Annotated in this window: 17 protein-coding genes and 1 pseudogene; 14 read left to right on the top strand and 4 right to left on the bottom strand. The window is 43.2% G+C overall.

Annotated features, from left to right (window positions below):
• The first annotated feature begins 9 nt into the window (after window positions 1-9).
• Together ACWA2B_RS08665 and ACWA2B_RS08670 are read left to right on the top strand one after the other, a co-directional pair.
• Window positions 10-1,491 (top strand): glycoside hydrolase family 32 protein, encoded by a 1,482-nt coding sequence (locus ACWA2B_RS08665; RefSeq protein ID WP_029515907.1) that lies wholly within the window; start codon window positions 10-12, stop codon window positions 1,489-1,491.
• A gap of 652 nt (window positions 1,492-2,143) precedes the next feature.
• Complete coding sequence (locus ACWA2B_RS08670) at window positions 2,144-2,569, top strand: MarR family winged helix-turn-helix transcriptional regulator (RefSeq protein WP_025719952.1); 426 nt, start codon at window positions 2,144-2,146, stop codon at window positions 2,567-2,569.
• A 271-nt stretch (window positions 2,570-2,840) separates the two neighbouring features.
• Here the strand turns inward: ACWA2B_RS08670 and ACWA2B_RS08675 are convergent, their stop codons facing one another.
• Both ACWA2B_RS08675 and ACWA2B_RS08680 read right to left on the bottom strand, forming a co-directional pair.
• Window positions 2,841-3,815, bottom strand: coding sequence for a bile acid:sodium symporter family protein (locus tag ACWA2B_RS08675; protein WP_449291933.1), 975 nt, complete (start codon window positions 3,813-3,815; stop codon window positions 2,841-2,843).
• A gap of 115 nt (window positions 3,816-3,930) precedes the next feature.
• Complete coding sequence (locus ACWA2B_RS08680) at window positions 3,931-4,812, bottom strand: AraC family transcriptional regulator (RefSeq protein WP_165148193.1); 882 nt, start codon at window positions 4,810-4,812, stop codon at window positions 3,931-3,933.
• 136 nt (window positions 4,813-4,948) lie between these two features.
• Between ACWA2B_RS08680 and ACWA2B_RS08685 the strand changes: the two genes are divergently transcribed.
• The 3 genes from ACWA2B_RS08685 to ACWA2B_RS08695 are packed head-to-tail and all read left to right on the top strand — an operon-like array spanning window position 4,949 to window position 11,963.
• Window positions 4,949-8,305 carry a DUF5107 domain-containing protein gene (locus tag ACWA2B_RS08685; protein ID WP_449291934.1) on the top strand — a complete coding sequence of 1,119 codons (3,357 nt, stop codon included), beginning with the start codon at window positions 4,949-4,951 and terminating at the stop codon, window positions 8,303-8,305.
• Complete coding sequence (locus ACWA2B_RS08690) at window positions 8,298-9,584, top strand: cellulase-like family protein (protein ID WP_029515902.1); 1,287 nt, start codon at window positions 8,298-8,300, stop codon at window positions 9,582-9,584. Before ACWA2B_RS08685 ends, ACWA2B_RS08690 begins: the two co-directional genes overlap by 8 nt.
• Window positions 9,585-9,605: 21 nt before the next feature.
• The gene (locus ACWA2B_RS08695; RefSeq protein WP_241113468.1) at window positions 9,606-11,963 is read left to right on the top strand and encodes a beta-galactosidase; all 2,358 of its coding nucleotides are present in this window, start codon (window positions 9,606-9,608) and stop codon (window positions 11,961-11,963) included.
• A gap of 110 nt (window positions 11,964-12,073) precedes the next feature.
• On the opposite strand, the gene ACWA2B_RS08700 is transcribed toward ACWA2B_RS08695, so the two are convergent.
• Window positions 12,074-13,057 carry a glycoside hydrolase family 5 protein gene (locus ACWA2B_RS08700; RefSeq protein ID WP_029515900.1) on the bottom strand — a complete coding sequence of 328 codons (984 nt, stop codon included), beginning with the start codon at window positions 13,055-13,057 and terminating at the stop codon, window positions 12,074-12,076.
• A gap of 474 nt (window positions 13,058-13,531) precedes the next feature.
• On the opposite strand from ACWA2B_RS08700, the gene ACWA2B_RS08705 reads away from it, so the two are divergent.
• From ACWA2B_RS08705 to ACWA2B_RS08735, 7 genes and pseudogenes are all read left to right on the top strand, one after another.
• Window positions 13,532-14,098 carry a 5' nucleotidase, NT5C type gene (locus ACWA2B_RS08705; RefSeq protein ID WP_029515899.1) on the top strand — a complete coding sequence of 189 codons (567 nt, stop codon included), beginning with the start codon at window positions 13,532-13,534 and terminating at the stop codon, window positions 14,096-14,098.
• Between the two features lie 121 nt (window positions 14,099-14,219).
• A complete protein-coding gene (locus tag ACWA2B_RS08710; protein ID WP_029515898.1) occupies window positions 14,220-15,014 on the top strand; it encodes a Nif3-like dinuclear metal center hexameric protein in 795 nt (264 codons plus the stop codon).
• 79 nt (window positions 15,015-15,093) lie between these two features.
• A complete protein-coding gene (locus ACWA2B_RS08715) occupies window positions 15,094-17,448 on the top strand; it encodes a glycoside hydrolase family 2 TIM barrel-domain containing protein (RefSeq protein WP_029515897.1) in 2,355 nt (784 codons plus the stop codon).
• Between the two features lie 193 nt (window positions 17,449-17,641).
• The gene (locus ACWA2B_RS08720; protein ID WP_029515896.1) at window positions 17,642-18,298 is read left to right on the top strand and encodes an ArsR/SmtB family transcription factor; all 657 of its coding nucleotides are present in this window, start codon (window positions 17,642-17,644) and stop codon (window positions 18,296-18,298) included.
• A 5-nt stretch (window positions 18,299-18,303) separates the two neighbouring features.
• Entirely contained in the window at window positions 18,304-19,587 is a 1,284-nt protein-coding gene (locus tag ACWA2B_RS08725) for an MFS transporter (RefSeq protein WP_069010922.1), read from the top strand.
• Between the two features lie 184 nt (window positions 19,588-19,771).
• Window positions 19,772-19,924, top strand: a pseudogene (locus ACWA2B_RS08730) (MFS transporter); the annotation flags it as partial.
• 183 nt (window positions 19,925-20,107) lie between these two features.
• Complete coding sequence (locus tag ACWA2B_RS08735; protein WP_029515893.1) at window positions 20,108-20,677, top strand: sugar O-acetyltransferase; 570 nt, start codon at window positions 20,108-20,110, stop codon at window positions 20,675-20,677.
• Between the two features lie 116 nt (window positions 20,678-20,793).
• Here the strand turns inward: ACWA2B_RS08735 and ACWA2B_RS08740 are convergent, their stop codons facing one another.
• Entirely contained in the window at window positions 20,794-21,345 is a 552-nt protein-coding gene (locus ACWA2B_RS08740; protein WP_449291935.1) for a helix-turn-helix domain-containing protein, read from the bottom strand.
• Between the two features lie 114 nt (window positions 21,346-21,459).
• Here ACWA2B_RS08740 and ACWA2B_RS08745 point away from each other — a divergent pair, with 114 nt between their 5' ends.
• A complete protein-coding gene (locus ACWA2B_RS08745) occupies window positions 21,460-22,041 on the top strand; it encodes a LysE family transporter (protein ID WP_449291936.1) in 582 nt (193 codons plus the stop codon).
• A gap of 274 nt (window positions 22,042-22,315) precedes the next feature.
• The gene (treC, locus tag ACWA2B_RS08750; RefSeq protein WP_165148214.1) at window positions 22,316-24,055 is read left to right on the top strand and encodes an alpha,alpha-phosphotrehalase; all 1,740 of its coding nucleotides are present in this window, start codon (window positions 22,316-22,318) and stop codon (window positions 24,053-24,055) included.
• Window positions 24,056-24,114: the final 59 nt, after the last annotated feature.

Below are 24,114 nucleotides of genomic sequence, written 5' to 3' on the forward strand. Positions count from 1 at the left end.
GGAAGAAAGATGAACACATATAATAACAATACGAAGCAAGCTGAGGAAGCATTGAAACAGGCAGAAGCGAAAATGAACAAGCGGTACCGATTAGGTTATCATATTATGGCACCAGCAAACTGGATTAACGACCCAAATGGATTAATTCAATTCAAAGGTGAATATCACGCCTTCTATCAGCATCATCCTTATGATGAGAACTGGGGCCCAATGCATTGGGGCCACGTGAAGAGTAAAGACCTTGTACATTGGGAGCATTGTCCGATTGCATTAGCGCCTGGAGATGCGTGTGACCTTGATGGTTGCTTCTCAGGAAGCGCAGTAGATAATAACGGCGAACTGACATTGATCTATACTGGTCATCACTATATTGATCAACCAAACAATATCTTTTTCCAAAATCAAAATGTGGCAGTAAGCACAGATGGCATTCATTTTACAAAACTAAGGCAGAATCCCGTAATCGCTGAACCTCCGACTGATAGCTCACAGCATTTCCGTGATCCGAAGGTATGGAAGCATGAGGATACATGGTACATGATCCTAGGTAACAGCACGAAAGAAGATCTGCCGCGTGTTATTCTATATACATCTCCTGATCTTAGGACTTGGACCTATCATGGTGTGCTTCTGCAGGGAGATAAGAATATGGGCTTCATGTGGGAGTGCCCTGATTTTTTTGAACTGAACGGTAAGCATATATTTATGTTCTCCCCACAAGGTATTGATGCGCAAGGAGATAAGTACAATAACTTGTTCCAGACGGGATATTATGTTGGCGAATATAATTATGATAGTAATGAATATAAGCATGGAGAGTTCATCGAGTTGGATACTGGTCATGACTTCTATGCTGTTCAAACTTTTCTAGATGATCAAGGTCGCCGCATAGCGCTTGGTTGGATGGATATGTGGGAATCGGATATGCCGACGAAAGCAGACGGCTGGTGTGGAGCAATGACGATCCCACGTTTAATTACGTTGGGTGACAATAATAGAGTACTGATGACTCCAGTTGAAGAAATGAAGTTACTTCGCCAAAGTAAACATGTTTTGTATCAATATGGTGCTATTTCTGGAAGTTACTTCAAGGAAGTTGAAGAAGACTTGCTTGAAGTTAAGGTAGTGTTCGATCTCACGAAGTCAAGTGCAGACCTGGTAGGCTTGAAGTTTCGTGGAAGAGGTCGAGAAGAAACGGTTATCACATATTCTATTCCGGAGCAGAAACTAATGCTTAATTGTTCTAAATCAGGTAAAAAGACAGATGGAGTACGTCAAACAGCCTTCAATGCTGAGGGACAGCTGACATTGCATGTATATCTGGATCGTTCATCCATTGAAATGTTTGCGAATGAAGGGCAAGCTACGATGACAAGTCGCATCTATCCGAGTGAGAAATTGCTAGGCATAGAAATCATAACAGAGGGTGGAGAGGCGCTAGTAAATGGGCTGACATATTGGAAATTGAAAGATATATGGCAAGCCGAATAATTCAATGAAAAGATTGCAGTTCATATTATGTATACAGTAAAAGGATATGGAATCTATATATATCTTGATAGAGTGGCTGAAGGGGGGAATTCCCAAGGGACTGGTTCGAGAAGTCTTCAGGGTTCAGGCCAAGAGTTTTATTTGCAAAGTTCACCTTATTAAGTTGCTTCGAAACAAAAACAATTAAAAATAACACTAACAAGTCGACACTGGATATGCAGTGTCGTCTTTTTGAAAGGCTACATGTGAAAATTTGTTGTCTGACTTCCTTTTGCTACGATCTACGTTGTTCTTCCATTTCGTCATGATGTTGTTACCGCTCACTTTGAAAATGCTATTCCTTTACATTCAACAGGTCGATTATGGTTAGATACCACCATGATTGACCTGTTTTTTTGCTATCTTCACTTTCTCACATTATATTAGCTTAATTGCAGCAATGTATGTACATAGGAAGATAGTTAGGGTGGACTACTGTCAATAAAATCGACACTCTGAAACAAGAATCATTATGCTACATTTGCATGCTGGTTCGGTGACGACGGATTGTAATATTCAAAATAGGGTATGGGTTTTGACCATTCCATTTAAGCTTGTTACAATAGGATAAACTTACTGGAAATACTTCAATATAGAATGGTGTGGTCTAAACTTGCAACATGAAAACGAACTTTTGGATGTATGGTTGTCTTTGTCTCACATCCATTCCACTTTAAATGATAAGTTAGAACAAGCCCTGCTACAAAATTATGATTTATCTTTGAAGGAGTTTTATGTTTTAGGTTTTATATCCAATTCCGAGGAAAAAAAATTACGACTGCAGCAACTTCAAGAATTGGTGGGATTAAGTCAAAGTGCGACATCGAGACTCGTAGTGAGAATGGAAGCCAAAAACTGCGGGGCTTTACAAAGGCATACATGCGAGGATGATCGACGAGGTGTGTATACTCGGATCACGGAACTAGGTGAAAATAAATTCCAGCGTGCACTTCAAACCTTTAATCAGGTGTTGCAATCAGAACTTCAGAAAGATGGAGTGAAGTCACAATTTCAAAATCTTACGCAAAAGCTGTTTTAGACTTTGCAACCTGTGTATATCGTTCTTAGTTTCCTTAGGGTAATATATGGCTTGAACGTTGTGCCGCGAAAGGCTCTTTACGGAAGCTAAGTTTATTACCCTACACGATTCAATAGTAATGTTATGAAGTGGAAAATGACCATTTACATGATTGTGCATGCATATTTAAATTAGACTTTCAACCATGTACGTATAGAAACGCCCTTCCGAAACTCCTCCTCATAAGGAGGAGTTTTATCATCTGAAATCACCGACCGCTAGCTCCCTTTGCTTAGGAAACAGAGGCCGTATTGCGCTTTTCCTTGGCGTTGCTGCGGTCGCGACGACTCAGCAGAAACCCGACCAGAGATGCTGTGGATTGTTGGAAAATCATCCCCAGTACAACGGGCAATGCTACCGGGGCCGGGAAATAGGTGATGGCAAGCACGGCTCCCGCGCTAATATTGCGCATGCCGCCGTTAAAGACAAGCGCCGTACGGTCTGCATTATTCCACCGCATCAGTCCTGATATCAGATAACCGATCGCATATCCAGTGGAGGCAAGGACGATTATGGATAGGCATACTCCGACAAGCTTAAGATTAAAATCGACCAGATAAGGCGCAATGACAGATCCGTTAATCATGACGACAAGAGCCATAGCCAGCTTGGAGAACGGTCCTAGCCGTGGTCCCCATACCTGCTTGATCTTCCCTTTGGTCCATTCGTTCAACACCATGCCGATTAGCGAAGGAACGACAATCATCCAGAATAGGCTCTGCATCATCGCCCAGGTATCGAGCTGCACATCCGCTCCGATCAGTAGGGACATGATGCCCGGCACGGCAAATGGGGCCAAAATCGTATCAATTAAAATGATCGCCAATGTCAGCGCTGTATTGCCTTTATAGATGTTGACCCACACGAAGCTGGAAATGCCCGTAGGGATAGCTGCACCAAGAATAAGTCCAGTAATCGTGTAAGGATCATCACTGAAGGCCAGATGTCCCAGCATCATGGCGAGAAGCGGCATGGCCAGGTGAAGAATAAACAGACAGGCGATCATCGGACCAGGATGCTTGATCACATGGACAAAATCCTTAAACCCCATACTGATGCTGCCCGCGAAGGTCATGAATGCAAACAGCCAGGGAGAGAGTTCGGTATATTCTGACAACGGCGTACCGATTAGGACGCCAATTAGAATGCTGATTGGTGTAATTAGCGGCATAGCTGCATTTAGTCTACGATTCAACGTGAGGAGCATACAAAACTTCCTTTTTTAACCTTAAGTATAGACCTTGCACCCGTGATTCGTAAATGATCTGTGACCTTGCGGTAGCCCGATAGAAGCAAATTTGAACGCTCCTGATGAACATAGATTAACCCTTCAAATTATTTCGATATTCCAAAGGAGAGCAGCCCATTATTTTTTTGAATAGTCTGGAGAAGTAGTAAGGGTCCCTAAAACCGAGTTGTATGCTAACTTCTTTAATAGAGGCATTCGTCAAATCCAAAAGCTGACTGGCCCTCTGTATCTTCATTCTTAAATAGTAATCGACAGGAGAGTAGCCGGTGGATTGCTTGAATATCAGGTTCAGATGCTGCTTGGATACCTGAACATGCCGACTAAGCTGCTCAAGCGAAACGGTGGATTCCAATTGTTCACTCATATAGCGTGTTGCCTTATCCACATGACTCTGGTACGTACTGTCTTCCTTGCGAAATGCAACCGATACAACAAAACTCAGCAGATAACGGACAGTTTGCGATACTTGAACTAAATGTATAATGGAGTATGATTTATTCAATAAAAGGTCGTAACACTGATGAAATAGCTCCAGTAGTTTGACTCCATCACTGGCAGATATCGAAATATACGTTTTAAAAGGCTCAAACAATGCTATAAAATCATCCATTTGGTCCCCTTTAAGATGAAACCAGTAAATTGTCCAAGGATCTCTATCGTCAGCCCCATAAGCATGCGGCATGTCTCTGGGAATGTACGCAAAGCCTCGCTCTGTCATGTCAATCGTTAGGCCATCCTTTGTTCGTATCCAACCTTTTCCGCTGGTACAGTAGATGAATATATGAGAGTCACATCCGTGCATTCTTTCACGAAAATGATGGCGGGCATGGCTGAAGCAGCCTATATCCGTAATATATAGATTTTTTGTAAGCGGATTCATATTTAATTTATCCAGTATATAGGGTGGAACGACATATAACTTTTCACCCTCAAATCCATCAGCTTTCTTATTCATAATCTATCCATCTCCTAGCCTTAGGCGGCTCTAATGATGAAATACGTATATAGTCCATCATAAACAGTAGATTGTCAATTGTCTGTAATGTCGCTTACTTGTAAGCTCTGAATATAAGAGCGACTATGAGGGAGTGATGGAATTGAGCATTTTCGACGCTAGGGCACGCGTGTGGGAGCAAACCGTGCAGATCCCCACGTATGGAATTGGCAAACCCGACAAAAATCCAATGTTTCTGGAGAAACGTGTCTATCAGGGAAGTTCCGGTCGAGTGTATCCGCATCCGGTCATTGATAAAATTGAGGATGAGAAGAAACTTGAAAATTATCAAATAGTTTTCCTAGAAAATAAATATTTGCGCATTGAGATCATGCCAGAGCTGGGAGGACGCATTTATCGTGCGGTCGACAAGACCAACGGTTATGATTTTGTTTATTATAACAGGGTCATCAAACCAGCGCTTGTGGGCTTATTGGGACCATGGATATCTGGAGGCATTGAGTTCAACTGGCCGCAGCATCACCGTCCCAACACTTACGGACCCGTTGAATACAAGTTGGAAGAACACGACGACGGAAGCGCAACGGTATGGGTGAGCGAAATTGATCGTATGTTCGGCACGAAAGTAACAGCTGGTTTTACACTTCAACCGGATAAGGCATACCTTAAAGTGGGGGCCCAGCTATATAACCGGACTGCCGAGCCTCAAACATTTTTATGGTGGGCCAATCCAGCCGTAGCAGTACATGAGCATACGCAATCTGTTTTTCCTCCAGACGTATCAGCCGTGTTCGACCATGGAAAGCGAGATGTATCCCGTTTCCCGATTGCTACAGGCACTTATTATAAAATGGATTATTCTGAAGGCGTAGATATCTCCCGATACAAAAATATTCCTGTTCCCACTTCATATATGGCCTATAAATCGGATTACAATTTCATAGGTGGTTACGACCATATGAAACAAGCTGGGCTTTTGCATGTGGCCAACCATCACATCTCTCCCGGGAAAAAGCAGTGGACATGGGGAAATGGCGAATTCGGCCAAGCTTGGGACCGCAATCTAACAGACGAAGACGGCCCCTACATCGAGTTGATGACGGGAGTGTATACCGATAATCAACCAGATTTCACTTGGCTTCAGCCGTATGAAGAAAAGACGTTCTCGCAGTATTTTATGCCTTACAAACATATTGGTATGGTCAAAAACGCTTCAATTGACGCAGCCGTTAGTTTGGAATTAAATCGCAGCGAAGGGACAGTACAGATTGGCGTCTATGTAACTTCGTCATTTTGCGAGGCTGTTGTGGAATTAAGCAGCCAGCGGGAAGTTTATATTCAAGAAACCTTGGATCTGACACCTAATAAGGCCTTGATACAGAAGACAGTTATTTTGGCTGAGGATGAGGATTATGATCTATGCTTAAGCGTCAAAGACGCGACCGGAAGGGAGCTGATTAGCTACCAGCCTAAGCAAAAGGAAGTTGAGCAGATGCCGGCTGCTGCCGACCCCCTGCCACAACCGGAGGAATTAAGAACGAACGAAGAATTGTATTTAGCAGGACAACACTTGGAGCAATACCGTCATGCTACCTTTGAGCCTGAGGCGTATTACCTTGAGGGCCTGAAAAGAGATAAGAATGACAGCCGTATAAATATGGCATATGGTACGTTGCTTCTTCGCAGAGGGTTATATGCAGAAAGTGAAGAGTGCTTTCGTAAAGCCATCTCGCGGATAACCTGGCGTAACTCTAATCCCTATGATGGTGAGGCCTACTACCAGCTTGGTTTGTCGCTAAAACACCAAGAGCGGATGGATGAGGCGTTCGCTGCATTTTATAAATCAGTATGGAGTGCGGCATGGCAAGACAGCGGGTATTTCTCACTGGCACAGATTGCGACAGAACAAGGGAACTATGAAGAAGCATTGGAACTCGTCGAGCGCTCGACAATCCGAAATGCTCGCAATTACAAGGCACGCAACCTGAAGTCGGCTATTCTTCGTAAGCTCGGCAGGAACGAAGCAGCAATAGCCTTTTCCAAGGAAACGATGAAGCTCGATATCGCCGATTTTGGAGCTTACCGTGAGCAAGCATTATCTTTAGAGGCTCTCGGGTTACGAGATGATGCTAAAACGGTCTTTGAAGAGCTGGAAAAATGGATGCGTGGAGATGTGCACAACTATATAGCGGTAGCATCGGACTATGCGGCGGCAGGACTCTATGAGGATGCAGCATGTGTGCTGGAAGAAGCTCCAGAGCAGGCAAAAACATACCCTATGCTGTATTACGTTCAGGCCTTCTGCTATGCTAAAATCGGCAAGCTTGAGCAGGTGAACAATGCTCTCGCTCAGGCCGCAGATGCAGTACCCGATTACTGCTTTCCTAACCGTCTGTTTGAGTTGGATGTGTTACAATTTGCAATTCGAACAAGACCGGAGGATGACAAGGCGCATTATTACTTAGGTAATTTACTCTATGATAAGAAACGGCATCAGGATGCTATTTCCAGCTGGGAAATGTCTCGTTCCATTGACGATACTTACCCCGTTGTTCACCGTAATCTTGCTCTTGGATATTTTAACAAACAAGGCCAAGTAGAGAAGGCTCGCCATTCGTTAGAGCAGGCCTTTGCGTGCAATACTTCAGACGCACGTATTCTTTATGAGCTTGACCAGCTGTATAGGAAGCTGAACATCAAGCCCAACGACAGATTGAATCTAATGGAGAGTTATCCGGGAATCATAAAGCTTCGCGATGATCTGTTTTTAGAATATGTAACCGTTCACAATACGATGAAGCAGCATAAGATAGCGTTGTCCTTGCTGACAGGGAGAATATTTCATCCATGGGAAGGCGGAGAGGGGAAGGTAACGGGACAGTATAGGCTGGCCAAGGTAGAGCTTGCCAAGTCCGACCTGAGGTCTGGGCGGATTGAACAGGCTGTAAAGGGGCTGCGGGAGGCTTTAGTGTATCCAGAGAATCTTGGCGAAGGTAAGCTAGAGGGTTCCCAAGATAACGATATCTATTATTATTTGGGCTGCGCGTATGAGCTATTGAAATTAACAGATGAGGCAAGACAGGCCTTTTCCACGGCCTCTCAAGGACTGGGGGAACCCATTAATGCCATGTATTATAACGATCAACAGCCAGATATGATATTTTACCAAGGATTGGCCTGGCGGAAACTTGGTTATGCGAAGGAAGGCAATCGTCGATTCAACAAGCTCATTGATTACGCCGATAGATACTTATTCGAACCCGTGAAAATGGATTATTTCGCGGTCTCGTTACCCGACTTTCTCATCTTTGAAGATGACCTGAATATTCGTAATCAGGTTCATTGTACTTATATGAAAGCACTTGGTTTGCTTGGATTAGGGCGACAGGACGAAGCCATCTTGCATTTTGAATCGGTGCTTAAGCTAGAAGCTAACCATCAAGGAGCGTTGAACCATATGGACTGGAGCTGGGAGGGGAAATCAATTGAGTAATCTCATGAGAACTGTACCGCGCAAATTGACGATCACCATGTGGGACTTTTCTTGGTATACCATGACACAGGAAGGTGAGCCCTACAGCGATCTGGAAGCCCGTTTTAAAGAAGCGGTCGAAAGAGGCTACAATACGATCCGAATATGTGCAATGCCATTCATGTTGTTTACAGCGGATGGCAAACGCCCCGGACCCTTGGAGTTTGCTAACCTTGGGGAAGTAGGCCAGCGTACGCGTTGGTATAACTGTCGTGGAGGCGCAGTACTGGACGGGCATGCTCATTTGCTCGAACTGTTCAAACAAGCAAAGGCTCATAACTGTTACATTATGTTATCCTCTTGGGAATATCAGCAGAGTCCCAGCTTTCTGGCTCATGCTGAGCTTAGAGATGAACTAGCTGCAATTCCTCCTAAGGAGAGATTCATGGCCATTGCAAAATCAATGGATCAGTTGATCCGTTTCGTCACAGCAGAAGGCTACAGGAGTCAGATCATCTATACAGAGCTGCATAACGAAGTGGAATTTGGGCAGTTAAACGCCGTCGGAACGTCTGAAGGCATAGCCGAAACGAATGTACCGGCGCTTATTGAAGCCATGCAGCCCTACGTAGAAGAAGCGATAGAATATCTTCGCCAATGTCATCCTGATATGATGATGACAGCCAGTTATACGTTAAATGAAGCCTACCCCAAGGCTTACGTCGCGCGCAATATGCAGGTGGCCCATTTTCACCTATATATTAAAGGGGTGCTCAATGAGCTTATGGAAGCGGCAGCGCTTTATGATGAGTTGGCGCCGTTCCCCAATCCATTCGTACAATCCCTATTAAGAGAAGACGCTCCTCCATTTGCAAAATGGACCCTGCCTCCGGGGCAGAATTGGCGGATGGAAGGCAATCCAGTCGGCATGAGACTTATTTATTTGCACGACTGGGTAGATCCCGATCAATGGGATTTATTTTTGTACGATCGGTATGGAGACCATAAAATGGCCATGTTGCAGAAGGCCGACACCCGATTGGAAGAGATTCATGAATGGACTCGTCATTCCGGCATTCCAATTGTCATAGGAGAAGGTTATGTAGGCTACACGCCGCTGCATGCCCAATTTGAAGAAGGCCCAGTCGGCAAATTTATCGCTGAATATGTGTTGCGAAAAGGAATGGCACTTGGGTTCTGGGGAATGACCCTCTGTTCTAACTGCGCTCCCCATCATCCATTCTGGAATGATATCGCTTGGCAGCGCAAGTGGAACCAATTTATCCTGAATTCAGATTAACGAGTGAGGGGAGTGAACTCCATGAGAAACTATCGAGTTGCGGTTAAAGACGATCAGAAGCATATTGTTAAAGGACATATCAAACTTGGCGGCACCAACCCAAAAGGAGAGGAGATCGGATTCACCAACTATTTTATGGAGAAGGACGGAGAGCCCTTTTTCGGTATTTGTGGTGAATTCCATCATGCCCGTTATGATGAACGCTATTGGGAAGACGAAATTATTAAAATAAAAATGGGCGGCGTAAACATCATTGCTACTTATATTTTTTGGAACCTACATGAAGAAGTTGAAGGTGTTTTTAATTGGAGTGGGAACAAGAATCTTCGTCGTTTCATCGAGTTGTGCGGCAAACATCAGGTATACTCCATCATTCGGATCGGTCCCTTTGATCATGGGGAAATTCGAAACGGCGGTATGCCAGATTGGTTATTCGGTCGACCATTTGAGGTTCGTTCTAATGATGAGGGGTATCTGTTCTATACAAGAAGATTGTATAACGAAATCGGTACCCAGGTTAAAGGGCTGTTATATAAGGAGGGGGGGCCGATTATCGGCACCCAAATCGAAAACGAGCATCATCATTCATCTGCCCAGTGGGCATTGACTGTAGGAATTAATGATATGTGGCTAAACAGTGGAAGTGACGGTAACTCGCATATGTTAAAACTTAAAGAAATAGCTCTGGAAGCGGGGATTGATACTCCGATCTATACGTGCACAGGATGGGGAGGAGCAACAACTCCTGTACCCGATATGCTGCCGTTATGGGGCGGGTATGCCTATTGGCCATGGATCTACTACGAAGAGGGACGTTTGGAGGGGATGGAGGAGCATCCTGCGACACCGGAATACATTTTCCGCGACAAGCATAATAACAAGATTCCAGAGAGTTACAATTTTAAGCCTCAATACGCACCTGAAGACTATCCGTACGCTTGCTGTGAAATGGGTGGCGGCATGGTTCAGTTTTATAAATATCGGTTCGCATTTCCCTACCGCAGTGTTCCAGCAATGACTGTCATGAAGGTTGCAGAAGGCTGTAATCTGATCGGATATTACATGTATCATGGGGGTTCCAATCCTCGGGGTAAGGTTAACCCGTTCACCAATGATCTAGCCACCCCCAAAATCTCCTATGATTTCAACGCCATGATCGGCGAATTCGGTCAAGTAAGGGAATCGTACCATAGAACAAAGCTGCAGCATTACTTTTTTTCAACGTTCCAAAAGCAATTCTCACTAACAAAGACTATTCTGCCAGGGGATACGTCCCAGATGGACCCTTATGATGTGGATACGTTACGATATGCAGTGCGATCCAGTGCTGGATCGGGTTATCTGTTTCTAAATAATTTCCAAGACCATGTCGAAAATGACGACCTGTGCGATTTTAATGTGAGCATTGAACTGCCCGAGGAAACGATTGTAATCCCTAGTCAAGGTGAGCTGATGTTAGGACGTGAAAGTTTCGCTATATTGCCATTTAACTTTAATTTAGATGGAATGAAGCTCAAATATGCTACGGTACAGCTGATAACAAGGATAGAAGAAGATGGAGAAGTATACTACTTTTTCTTTGTACCAGAGGGGATGAAGGGAAGATATGAAATTGAGTCAAAAGATATCATCAGTGCCACAATCGACAAAGGCTCGATAGAGCAGTTGGATGGGAACACGATCATTAAGGTTGCTGAAGAGGACGATAGTCTCATCCATCTGGTATCTGAAAGTGGCAAAAAAGTTGCCATCTACACGATGACTGATGAGCAAAGTCTTACATTTTGGAAGGTAAACATGCAAGGCCGGGACAGAGTCATTTTGACCAATGCCAATGTACTTGTATATGAGGGCGATCTAAGGCTGGAATCGACGGATCAAGAAATGGTATCCCTGAGTGTATTCCCTGATTTCGCCGCCTCGATCACATCTATTACTGGTGGAGAGCTGCTAGACATAACAGAAAACAATGTATTTAAAACGTATCGTTTAAAGGCTCCTAAGCGAGAAATTCATTTCAATTTGAAAAAAATAAATGACGATAAACTTACTATTGATTTTGAGATAGATGCCTTTCACGGAATTAAGGAAGCTCTGCTGCGTATCGATTATACTGGAGATATCGGTTATGCTTTTATGGATGGCGAACTGATCAACGATAATTTCTGCAACCATACGACCTGGGAAATAGGCTTGAAAGCATTTGAGCATCGGCTCATCGAGCAAGGGTTGTACGTATATGTTTCCCCAATACAAAAAGGTAAGGTTCTCAACAGCAATACGACTATGGCTGGCTGGAAAGAGACGGCAAAGGAACGTATCGTAGATATCGGCGCAGTCAGCATCGTGCCTGTGTATGAAATTCGACTCACCGTATAACCCAGGAAGTGTAAGTTCGACGCACAGTGGGTACTTTTAGTATAAAGTATAAAAATGTAAAAGCTCATGGTCGTTCAACCATGAGCCTTTTTTACTTTCTGATAGTACGTTTAGTAGATACCAGCCTTTTTCGATGTTTCTTTGATCCCGTTGCTTCCGTTAACTACAGTTTTCCCCCAATCCGTCAGATTGCCATTAGGTCCTGTTACAAGATCAAGGTAGGAAAGATTGGAACTATTACCATACCAGGACCAGGCTAACCAGCCTACTCCTTTGGATTGACCGTATCTCATGATTTCTGTCTCGTCGACGTCTGCTCCCTGGTGGTAACCGCCAAATTCGCCAATAATCAGAGCGAGTCCTTGATTCAGAACGTTATCAATATTGGTTCGAACAGTTTGAACATCTTTACCAGCGAACTCATACATATGGATGGAAAATACCGTATTCTTCAAAGAATCAGCTGCGAATACAGATTTACCAAAGTCATTGATAGATTGAGGATATTGTCCCCATCCGGCACAATCGACGATGAGTGTATTTTTGATACCTGCGTTTCTCAGCTTGGGAATCGCTTGCTTGTATCCATCAGCCCAACCACTTCCATTCCAAGAACCATACCATTCGTTTGCAATGTTTACGATAACCCGGTCTTCCTTGCCGATCAGAGCATCCTTTATACTAATCCAGTAGTTCACAGCTGCATCCAAAGACGCGTAGTCGTCTTTGCCTGTAGCATCATGAACTTCAAGCACAGCAATCATTTTATGGTTGGAGACGAGAGAAATAATATCTTTCACGGAATTAATATCATCCTTGGTGTACTGGTTTCCGTTAGAAAGGACAATTCGGACGGTATTAGCACCTGTCTGGGCAATTGCCGGGATCGCTGTATAAAGATCGTTTTTGTACCATGTGTGAGCATGATTGACGCCTCTCATAACAAATGGCTTGCCTGTAGAATCATACAATTTGGTACCGCTTACATAAAATCCTGAAGCAGCTTCTACCTTGGAGAAAACTCCTCCTAAACCAATCATGATGAGCAAGCCGATCATTCCAGACAATAGTGATTTTCTTAACAATACCTTCATTTTTATTCCTCCCTAAATATATTATTCAACTTCCTGCTATACAGAGATGAAGTTAGGTATGTAAGTGTGTAAATAGCAGTAAGCTAAACACAAAATTAAGCGCTTTCAAATATGAAAAAAGTTATTTTTGTTATTCTATCATTTGTGTTTTTGTTATTCAATCGGTTATTTTGGTTATTTTTTTGTGTTTTTGAAGTATAAACAATGGATGTATTATTTAAGTGCTATTTTCTGTGGTTTCATTGTATTTATTGTTTATGTTTGTTTAAAATTTAGTTTATATTGATAAAAATAACCTAACTATATTTCTGTGATATTCCGAATTTGTGTAGGTTGACCTAACGTTTTTCTTGGTTAATTATTTTGAACAAAGGTGAGATCTATCGGACAGCAATACCTAAGCTTCACCGCGATATTAAATTATAGTATGATATTCTTGTGAAAAATTTTACCAGAGTGAATAGGGGCAAGCTGATGAGAAAACCAATCATTGCAGTCGATATGGACGATACCATCTGTCATCTCGTCAAACGAGCCATATACCATAACAATAGTGAATTTCCCACTCATCCGCTTCGTTATGAAGAAATGTTAGATTGGAACACCGATCATCTACGTCATCCCAAAAGCACGCATGATGTATTTTATGGGCGACCGGGTTTGTTTGAGGAACTTGAACTGTTTGACGATTATGTTGTAGAAGAAATGGAGAAGCTTTGCAATGCTTTTGATGTCATTATTGTGACAGCGGCAGAGCCCAAGACCGTCGTAGAGAAATGGAATTGGCTTCAAAGACATATGCCATTCATTCCGATCGAGAACTTTTTCCCATGTAAACGAAAGAACCTGATTAACTATGATCTCCTGATTGATGATGGCCCTCATAATTTAGTACCTGCGCTAAAGGAGGGGAAAAAGGTGCTTTGTATTCCTCATCCATGGAATCTGAGAGCAAGAGAGCAATATGAGTTCCCCGTCATGACATCCTGGCAAGGAGCAAAAGAACGAATCGACTCCATTTTAGGAGTTCTGTATAAATAATAGAATTATTCGTAAAACAGCTGGCTCCTCTGGAACTGGCTGTTTTGCTAGAAAGAATAGCGCCTATGGCTGAAATAAAATGGTACAATTGCTATGCATTATCCATGAGGAGGGAACGTGTATGACCATGACTATGGGTCTGATTGTGAATCATCTGACCAAGGGAATAAGCCTACCCCACACCACCGTAGATCTGCTGGACCCAGGATCTGTAGATACTGAGGTGCAAGGAATTGTAACCGCTTTCTCCGCTTCACAGTACGTGATAGAACAAGCTATTTCTCTAGGTGCAAATTTTATCATTACACATGAAGGCATTTTTTATAGTCATCAGAGGATGCATGAGTGTCTACTACATGATCCGGTTTTTTCGCAAAAATCTCGCCTCATTGCCGATGCAGGTATAGGCATTTATCGGTTTCATGACACCATACATCGTTATCAACCGGATGGAGTGATGGTTGGGCTTCTTCAGGCGCTTGGCTGGCACAACTACATGGTAAAACAGCAGCCGACGGCCGCCATTTTGACTATTCCCGCTATGAAAGTTAAGGAGATCGCTGAATATATCAAAGCCAAACTACATATTCGTTATGTACGGGTGGCTGGCGAGGTTTCCATGCCATGTGAACGAGTGGGAATTTCAGTAGGATACAGGGGAGGTGGCGATCTAGCCATTCCATTATTTCTAAATGAAAATGTAGATGTAGTCATCGCCGGTGAAGGCCCAGAATGGGAAACACCAGAATATGTTAAAGATGCTGTCTATCAAGGGCACAGTAGAGCACTTATCATGCTGGGACATGCTGAAAGTGAAGCACCTGGGATGAAGTATCTCGCAGATGTGCTTTCCGCCCAATTTCCGATGCTTCCCGTACACTTTATTGAAGATCGCCCGGTGTTTCAAATATTGTAATGAGAACACGTTTTTTGTGATGGTCATCCAGCACTGCTGTTATATCCGTTCATCCACTTTATGAAATGGAGGCGAGATCATGGGAAGCAGAGTGATTATGCCGTTCAAAACAGACTGGAGATTTATAGAAGGAAATTACGCGGGTGCTGAGAAAATGGACTACAACGATGAGCATTGGCGGCTCCTTCATGTCCCTCATGATTGGAGCATTGAAAAGTCCTTTGATCCACATATGCTGTATGGTGGCAATCAGGCTTATTTGCCAAGATGGTCTGTCGGATGGTACAGAAAGCATTTTAATGTGAAGCCCTCCTCTCCAAAACAGCGCGTATACATACAATTTGATGGCATTCACAGTAACAGCGAGGTTTGGATCAATGGGCATTTTGTGGGCAAGCGACCCTATGGATATGTTAGCTTTCAATATGATTTGACTCCATATATTCGGTGGGATGAGGAAAATGTGATTGCCGTCAAAGTGGACAATACGATTCTTTCACCTGACAGATGGTATTCGGGGGCCGGTATTTATCGTAATGTTTGGCTGATTTGTACGGATTATATTCATATAACCGAATGGGGGACTTACATTACCACACCTGAAATTTCGCCAGATGAAGCCAAGGTGACTGTCAGAATCCAGGTCACTAATCAACACGCGCATGCCGTAGAGTGTACGATTATGACTGAAATGCTGGACCCACAGGGACAGATCCAAGGAAAAGTGGAAAACCGAGTTACTCTTTCGAGCTGTGAAACGGGGGAAATAGAGCAAAAAACGCGAGTTTTAGAGCCAGAACTATGGTCACCGGACAACCCAGTGCTCTACGAAGCCCAGACGACGATCTATTGCGACAATACAGAGGTGGATCGTTATTGTACCTCTTTTGGCATAAGAGAAGTGAAGCTGGATACACAAAAAGGTTTATTTTTGAATGGGCACAGCTTAAAGCTAAAGGGAGTGTGCATTCACCATGATTTAGGCTGTCTGGGGGCTGCTTACCATGATACAGCCATGAAAAGAAGGCTGCAAAAGCTGAAGGAAATGGGCTGTAACTCGATCCGTTTTGCTCATAACCCGATGGCGCCCGAATTATTAGATTTATGTGACCAGATGGGGTTCTTGGTGGTTGATGAGGCTTTTGATAAGTGGAAATCTCTTTTCTATGAGCATTTATATGATGAGTGGTGGGAAAAAGATCTGGAGGCAATGTTGCTCAGAGACAGGAACCATCCCAGTGTTTTCATGTGGAGCGTTGGGAATGAAGTGGAAAACCAAGGGCAGCCATCCATGCTAAAAATGTTGGAGCAGCTTGTGGGTTTCTGCCATGAAAAAGACCCAACCCGATCGGTTACATATGCGCTTGAGCCGCATAATACACCGATCAGCTTGCGTGAGGGTTCGATTGAGGCCAAAGTGGAGCATACTAAGCAGCTGGCACAACGAGTGGATGTTCTGGGGTTAAACTATCAGGAGCAGTGGTATGAGCACTATAGGGCGGCCATGCCGGATATGCTTATCCTTGGAACCGAGACGTTTCCATACTATCGGGGCAAGGATAACCGGGTTAAAGGTTATTTGCTTATGAATCCCTGGTTTGATGTCGCTAATCATGATTATGTGATCGGTCAATTTGTTTGGAGTGGAATTGACTATTTGGGAGAAACGAGCTATCCCTCCAAAGGGTGGTCTTCGGGCCTGATTGATACTTGCGGATTCCGCAAACCAGTATCTTATCTCCAACAAAGCTTATGGTCTAATCAGCCTGTTGTGCACATAGCCGCATTTAACGAACATATGAAATCGGAATTTAATCCGACATGGACAATGCACTGGAAATCTCCGGCCATGGAAGATCACTGGACATTTCCTGACTACGGTGGAAAATTGATACGGTTGGTTACCTTCACCAATTGTGAGAGTGTGGAATTGATCGTGAATGATGAATTATACGGTGAGAGGAAGCTAGTGGATTACCCTAATCATTTAATCCTATGGGAGCTTCCCTATACACCGGGCAAAATCCGAGCTGTGGGTCGTAATGGAAACGAGAAGGTTTGTGAGCATGAACTGACTACTGCCGGGACTCCTTATGCTCTAAAGTTGGAGGCCGATCGGACGGTTCTACCTGCTGATGGGCATGAGATATCTCATGTGGAAGTAACCGTCATAGACCCAAACGGGATCACTGTACCTAACCAGGATGTTGAATTAACCTTTAAACTGCATGGTGATGGCCGCATCCTTGGAATAGACAATGGGGACCTCACCAGTGATGAACCCTACAAGGGGAATGAGAGACGAACACACAGAGGAAGGTGTCTTGTGGTTGTACAATCTGGGAATGTGGCTGGTGAGCTGTTGCTTCAAGCATCAGCAGATGGAGGGTTACTGGGAGGAACCAGGCTGAAAGTGGAACAAGAATATAAATGACAATTCAAGGTTGATTCAGTAAAGACATTGTATTTTAGCTTACGTATTATTGTTACTCTTGACCAGCTTCTGGGCTGGTCTTTTTTATTTTTATATATAGGTAGGTTTCAGAATTGACATAAAAATAAGAAAGTTTTATAATTTCGCTATTAAAGAAATTAATTGAATAGTTTAATGGATGGGGTGTTTAATAGTGAACGAACGAGATTTCAAAGATGGGCTTTTCACCGAATACGCACGGATCGGAAAATGCTTGTCCAGCCCGAAAAGGTTGGAAATTCTTGATATTCTCATACAAGGACCCAAATCAGTTGAAGTTCTATCTAAAATGACTTCGATGTCCGTTGCCAATGTTTCTCAGCATCTACAAACTCTATATCAAGCTAAGTTGGTTCAATCCAAAAAGCAGGGAAACTTTGTGTATTATGAACTTTCTGATTCATCTGTTTTGCACTTTTTAAATTCACTGTATGACCTGTCTGAAAAGCAGTTAATTGAAGTTCAGCACATTAAGGAGCAATTTTTGGGTCAATTCTCGGATGTTGAAGGAGTCACAATGGAAGAATTGGCAATGCGGATGGAAAAAGGAGAGGTCACACTTCTTGATGTACGGCCGCGAGATGAATATGAAACTGCTCATATACCGGGGGCTGTTTCCGTTCCAATTGAAGAATTAGCGGAGCAGTTATCTTTGTTGCCAGCCGACTCGAAGATTGTGGCTTATTGCAGAGGCCCGTATTGCTTAATGGCGGTTAGAGCTATTGCATTGTTGCAGGCTCGTGGTTTCGAAGCTAGACACTTGGATAAGAGTGTTCACGATTGGAACGACTTTATCAGGGAAGGAAGTTAGCCTTAATGAATTTGACGAATGCTTCGCAGAAGAGGCAAGCGCTTATCAATTCCTATGCGGAATCTTCAGATAAGCAAAGAAAACTGTATCGTCGTACGCTTATCACCGTTATTTTCTCTCAAATTTTTGGAGGCGCCGGACTTGCTGCCGGAGTAACCGTTGGTGCGTTGTTGGCGCAAGATATGCTGGGTACGGATAAATTTACGGGGATTCCTGCGGCACTATTTACACTTGGTTCAGCGGCTGCAGCGCTCCTCGTTGGTCGGTTTTCCCAAAGATTCGGCCGACGAATGGGGCTGGGACTCGGTTTTATTGCAGGGGGAGTTGGGGCGATCGGTGTCGTTGTTGCAGCCCTTATGAATAGTATTACCCTGCTTCTAGTCTCCCTTCTTGTTTATGGATCGGGAACGGCTACAAATCTGCAGGCTCGTTATGCCGGTACAGATCTCGCAAGTTCAAAGCAGAGGGCAACAGCTGCGAGTATGGCTATGGTCTTTACAACGATCGGAGCGGTAGCCGGTCCCAACTTAGTTAACGTTACCGGAGAGTTTGCGTTATCCATTGGAGTTCCCAGTTTAGCGGGACCTTTTCTTTTAGCGGCGGTAGCCTATACATTAGCAGGCATAATATTATTGCTACTTCTTCATCCTGACCCTTTATTGGTGGCCAAAGCAGTTGCGAATCAGGCGGCACAAGGAAGCCAGTCGTCTTCTGATCTTGAGGCTACTCGTGATGGTAGAAAAGGAATTATTCTTGGCGCTTTAATCATGATAATAACTCAAATTGTCATGGTTGCGATTATGACGATGACTCCCGTACATATGAAGCACCATGGACATGGACTCGGCGAAGTAGGATTAGTCATCGGTTTTCATATTGGTGCTATGTATCTTCCGTCTCTAGTTACGGGTATTCTTGTCGATAAGATTGGTCGTATAGCGATGGCGATGGCTTCAGCTGTAACGCTACTTCTCGCTGGCGTAGTAGCTGCGTTGGCTCCCACTGATTCGATGGTTTTGCTTATTGTGGCGCTTTCTCTTTTAGGGATAGGGTGGAATTTTGGACTGATTAGTGGAACCGCTTTGATTGTAGATTCGACGACAATATCTAATCAAGCTAAGGTACAGGGATCGGTGGACGTACTTATTGCTTTGGCAGGAGCTTCGGGAGGAGCACTGTCCGGGATGATCGTAGCAAATTCAAGCTATTCCATACTTTCTTATGCGGGAGGAATTCTGGCGCTGGCGTTACTTCCTATCATGTTATGGATGCGTTCAAAGAGAGCATAGACTAGCAAAAAACGACCTTATGGTCGTTTTTTTGTGTTTACCTAACTGTCGGGGGGAAGCAGCCATAGTTCTCTTTTTGACAAATAGTTTGGATACGAATAGAATGACTAATTATGATATAACTTATTAAAACATTAATAAAAAGTGGTGATAAGTAGATATGTAAATGCCAGTAGAATCATCCATGAATCCTCGGGTAATTCGTAATATCTTGTTTTTGTTGTTCGCTTTACCGGGTGTAGCTTTTGCTTCCTGGGTATCTCGAACGCCTACTATACGGGGTAATTTACATGTCTCGACTGCCGAAATGGGAATCATTATTTTTGGATTAGCTGCATTTCTTTAGCGGGACTACTTATAGATCCCCCAGGCTTAGGGTTTTTAGGTGAACATGTTGGAACTTCTGCATGCCTTGATTGTAGTGCTTGTTGGCGTTATGGTCGCTGGTTTGATATCGGGTGCAGCCCAACCCATTGGAGTGAAAGAAAAAATCAGATTAAAAAATAAAGGGGATTGTCGCATGACTATGAAAACGGAAAAACAAAAGATGATAGATGGAGAACTGTATGTAGCTGCTGATCCTCAATTAACGAGTGAAAGAGAGTATGCGAGAAGATGTGTCCGTCTCTTTAATCAGACGACAGAGACGGATCGTGAGTACCGTGAAAAGTTACTTAAGGAGCTTTTCGGATCAACTGGTGAAAATATAGGCATGGAACCCAACATACGTTGTGACTACGGATACAACATCCATGTTGGAAATAATTTCTATGCCAACTTTGACTGTACCATTTTGGATGTTTGCGAAGTGCGCATTGGAGATAATTGTTTCCTGGCTCCAGGAGTTCATATTTACACAGCAACTCACCCCATAGATCCGTTTGAACGAATCGCTGGCCCAGAGTATGGAAAGCCTGTTAAGATTGGCAACAATGTATGGATCGGCGGGAGAGCAGTGATCAATCCTGGTGTTACGATAGGTAATAATGTCGTAGTGGCATCAGGAGCAGTAGTAACCAAGGATGTTCCAGATCATGTGGTTGTAGCTGGAAATCCAGCACGAATAATTAAGCAGATTGAAATCTCCTAAACAGCATACAGGCAAAGCATTTAATATTTGTTCCGATGATCCTATTAAAATAGCTCTTTATTTTAATAGGATCATTTAATTTAAAGACTAGTATGCTTATGGTCTTCAAGATTGAACTATACAGAGTAATAAATAATCATATTCATCCGAACTAGTGTTTCTCCTAGATTATAGTAAATGTGTGGACGGTCTGCTTTAAACCGGATTGAATCTCCAGCTTTAACTGTGTACATTTCTTCGCTGACTTTTATCACCATTTCACCCTCAAATACCGTAATAAATTCTTCAGTACCCTCACGGTGTGGGGCTGAACTTAGTTCCCCGCCTGCTTCAATCTCTACGGTGTAAACCTCGAAATTTCTGTTTCCTTCATAGGGGAAAAACGGATACAACCGATAGTGATTATTTTCTTCAAGCACGTGTACTTTGCTTTTAGGAACGACTACCGCATCTGCAGGTGGTTCGTTAATCAGAGCAGTGAAAGAGATTTTCAAGCCGTTCGCAATTTTCCATACGGTTGTAATCGAGGGATTAGATTCTCCCCGCTCAATCTGACCAAGCATCGTTTTACTGATCCCCGTCAGATCAGCTAATTTATCTAAACTCAATTTTCTTTCATTTCTTAGATGTTTTAGATTTTTACTTAAAATTAGATTAATATTCTCCATAATTCTTCGCTCCCTATTGTGCTATATAAAGAACATAATGTACAATCATGAAGTACATTCGTGCGTTTCAACGTACATTTTATTCAATTATAACACACTGGAGTTGATTACTGTATGCCGTTTATTCCGTTCCTTTCTTATGCACTTGTTACCAGCTTTACGCCAGGTCCCAACAATATTATGTCTTTAGACAGTGCCAGGCGGTTAGGTTTGAAAAAAGCATTCCCATTTTTGCTGGGAGTAACAGCTGGCTGTTTCGCTATTATGCTGTTAGCCTGCTATTTTAATCTTGCTTTGTATCATTTTTTGCCACGGGTTAAAATCTGGATGAATGTACTGGGTAGTCTGTACATGCTTTATCTGGCAGTAAAAATAGCGAAGAGCAAACCTTCTGCGAAAAACAATGATCACAATGAAGGATATTCCTTCAAATCAGGATTGCTGCTGCAATTTATCAATTTAAAAGTCATTTTGTATGGTATTACGGTCATTTCAACGTTTGTTATGCCTTATAATGTATCGTATATAGAGCTTATTATGATTTCATTACTTTTGACCTGTATTGGTTTTATAGCTGTAGTGTGCTGGGCGATTTTTGGGGCTATGTTTCAGCGTTTCTTGAACAAGTATGAGCGCTCCTTCAATATCATAATGTCCTTATTGCTCCTTTATAGTGCACTATCGATATGGATGTAAATGAATACCGTTTCCATCATAGAAAAGAAAGGTTCCTGACTATAGGCAGGAGCTTTTTTTTTCGTGTGAATTGAGCTTATTTTACGAGTTATAACATACAATCGGACAGAATGGATGAGTCTCCTGATCATTTAGCTGCAAAACGGGTATTACCTTAATAAATAAAGCTGTTGACAACTTGTATATACATGGCTTAATCTTGTATATACAAGTTGTTGAAAGCGTTATATTATTTTTTACGCTATTTCATTTCGCAAGAAAGGAATGAGCATGAATGGAAGCAACGAATAGGACTTTGATTCCTCAAGATAAGGACTGGTGGCGAAAATCAGTAGTCTATCAGGTTTATCCCAAAAGTTTTAACGATACGACGGGTAAAGGAACCGGTGATATAAGAGGACTGACGCAAAAGCTGGATTATTTGCAAAAACTGGGTGTCGATATTGTCTGGTTGCAGCCTGTATATGTCTCACCACAACGTGATAACGGGTATGATGTAGCCGATTATTGCCGGATTAATCCTGACTATGGAACAATGCAGGATTTTGAAGAATTGAGCCGGGAAATTCGGGCGCGTGGGATGCACTTGATGATCGACATCGTGGTTAACCATTCTTCCACAGAGCATGTCTGGTTTCAGCAGGCGCGGCTTTCTAAGGATAGTGAGTACAGGGACTATTATATCTGGCGTGACCCAGCACCCGATGGAGGACCTCCGAACAACTGGATTTCCAAGTTTGGTGGACCAGCTTGGCAGTATGACGAGGCTACAAACCAATATTTCTTGACACTGTTTGATAAGACGCAGGCGGATTTAAACTGGGAAAATCCCAAAGTTCGTCAGGAAGTTGTTAATGTGCTGGAATTTTGGGCAGAGAAGGGAGTTAGTGGCTTCCGACTTGATGTCATTAATTTGATTTCCAAAGATCAGCAATTCTCGGACGACGATGGAAGCACGGCTCCTGGGGACGGGCGTAAGTATTATACGGACGGCCCAAGTGTGCATGAATACCTTCATGAATTACATGAGAAAGTATTCTCAGCGTATAACAGTGTCACTGTAGGGGAGATGTCCTCCACCTCACTGGATCACTGTATCCGTTATTCCAATCCAGAAAGAAAAGAATTGTCCATGACCTTTAATTTTCATCATTTGAAGGTAGATTATCCAAATGGACATAAGTGGGAATTGATGCCATATGATTTTGAATTGTTGAAGAAGCTATTCTCGGATTGGCAAACGGGCATGCAACAAGGTGGCGGCTGGAGTGCATTGTTTTTTAACAATCATGATCAGCCAAGGGCGATCTCTCGCTTTTTGGATGATGGCGAATACCATGCGGAAAGCGCCAAGCTGCTGGCAACCACGTTACATGGTCTTCAAGGAACACCCTATATATTTCAAGGTGAAGAGATTGGGATGGCCAACCCGCAGTGGGCAGATATTGAAGAGTTTCGGGATGTTGAATCTCTGAATATGTATCGTATCTTACAGGAACAAGGCAAAAGTGCAGAAGAAGCATTGAATATCATTCGAGAGCGGTCTCGTGATAATTCGAGGACACCGATGCAGTGGGATAACACTCGCAATGCGGGCTTCACTACAGGCACGCCTTGGATTAAGGTAGATGAACGATATCCACAGATCAACGTTCAGTCTCAGTTAGAGGACCCGAACTCGATCTACAATCATTACCGTCAGCTGATTCACCTGCGTAAGACGGTGCAGGTCCTTACTGACGGGAGTTATCAACGTTTGGACGAAGCTCATCCTCAGGTCTACGCCTATCAACGCAGCAATGAAGAGGAGACTTTGATCGTCATCTCTAATTTTAGCGGACAGGATGCGCAATTCCGTATACCGGATTCATTTTATTCATCATTAAAAAATCAAGCGTTGGGTGCGGCTGAGCTTTTAATAGGTAATACCCAGCACGTCCCGGAGCTAAAACAAGAGATCACTTTGGCCCCATATGCTTCATATATGTGGATTGTCCGTAGTCTTAGTGAATAGTATGGAGATAACTAGTAGTACCCCGGGAACGTTATTTTTTATAACCGGGGTTGCTGCTA

It is taken from the genome of Paenibacillus sp. CMM36 (assembly GCF_053570945.1).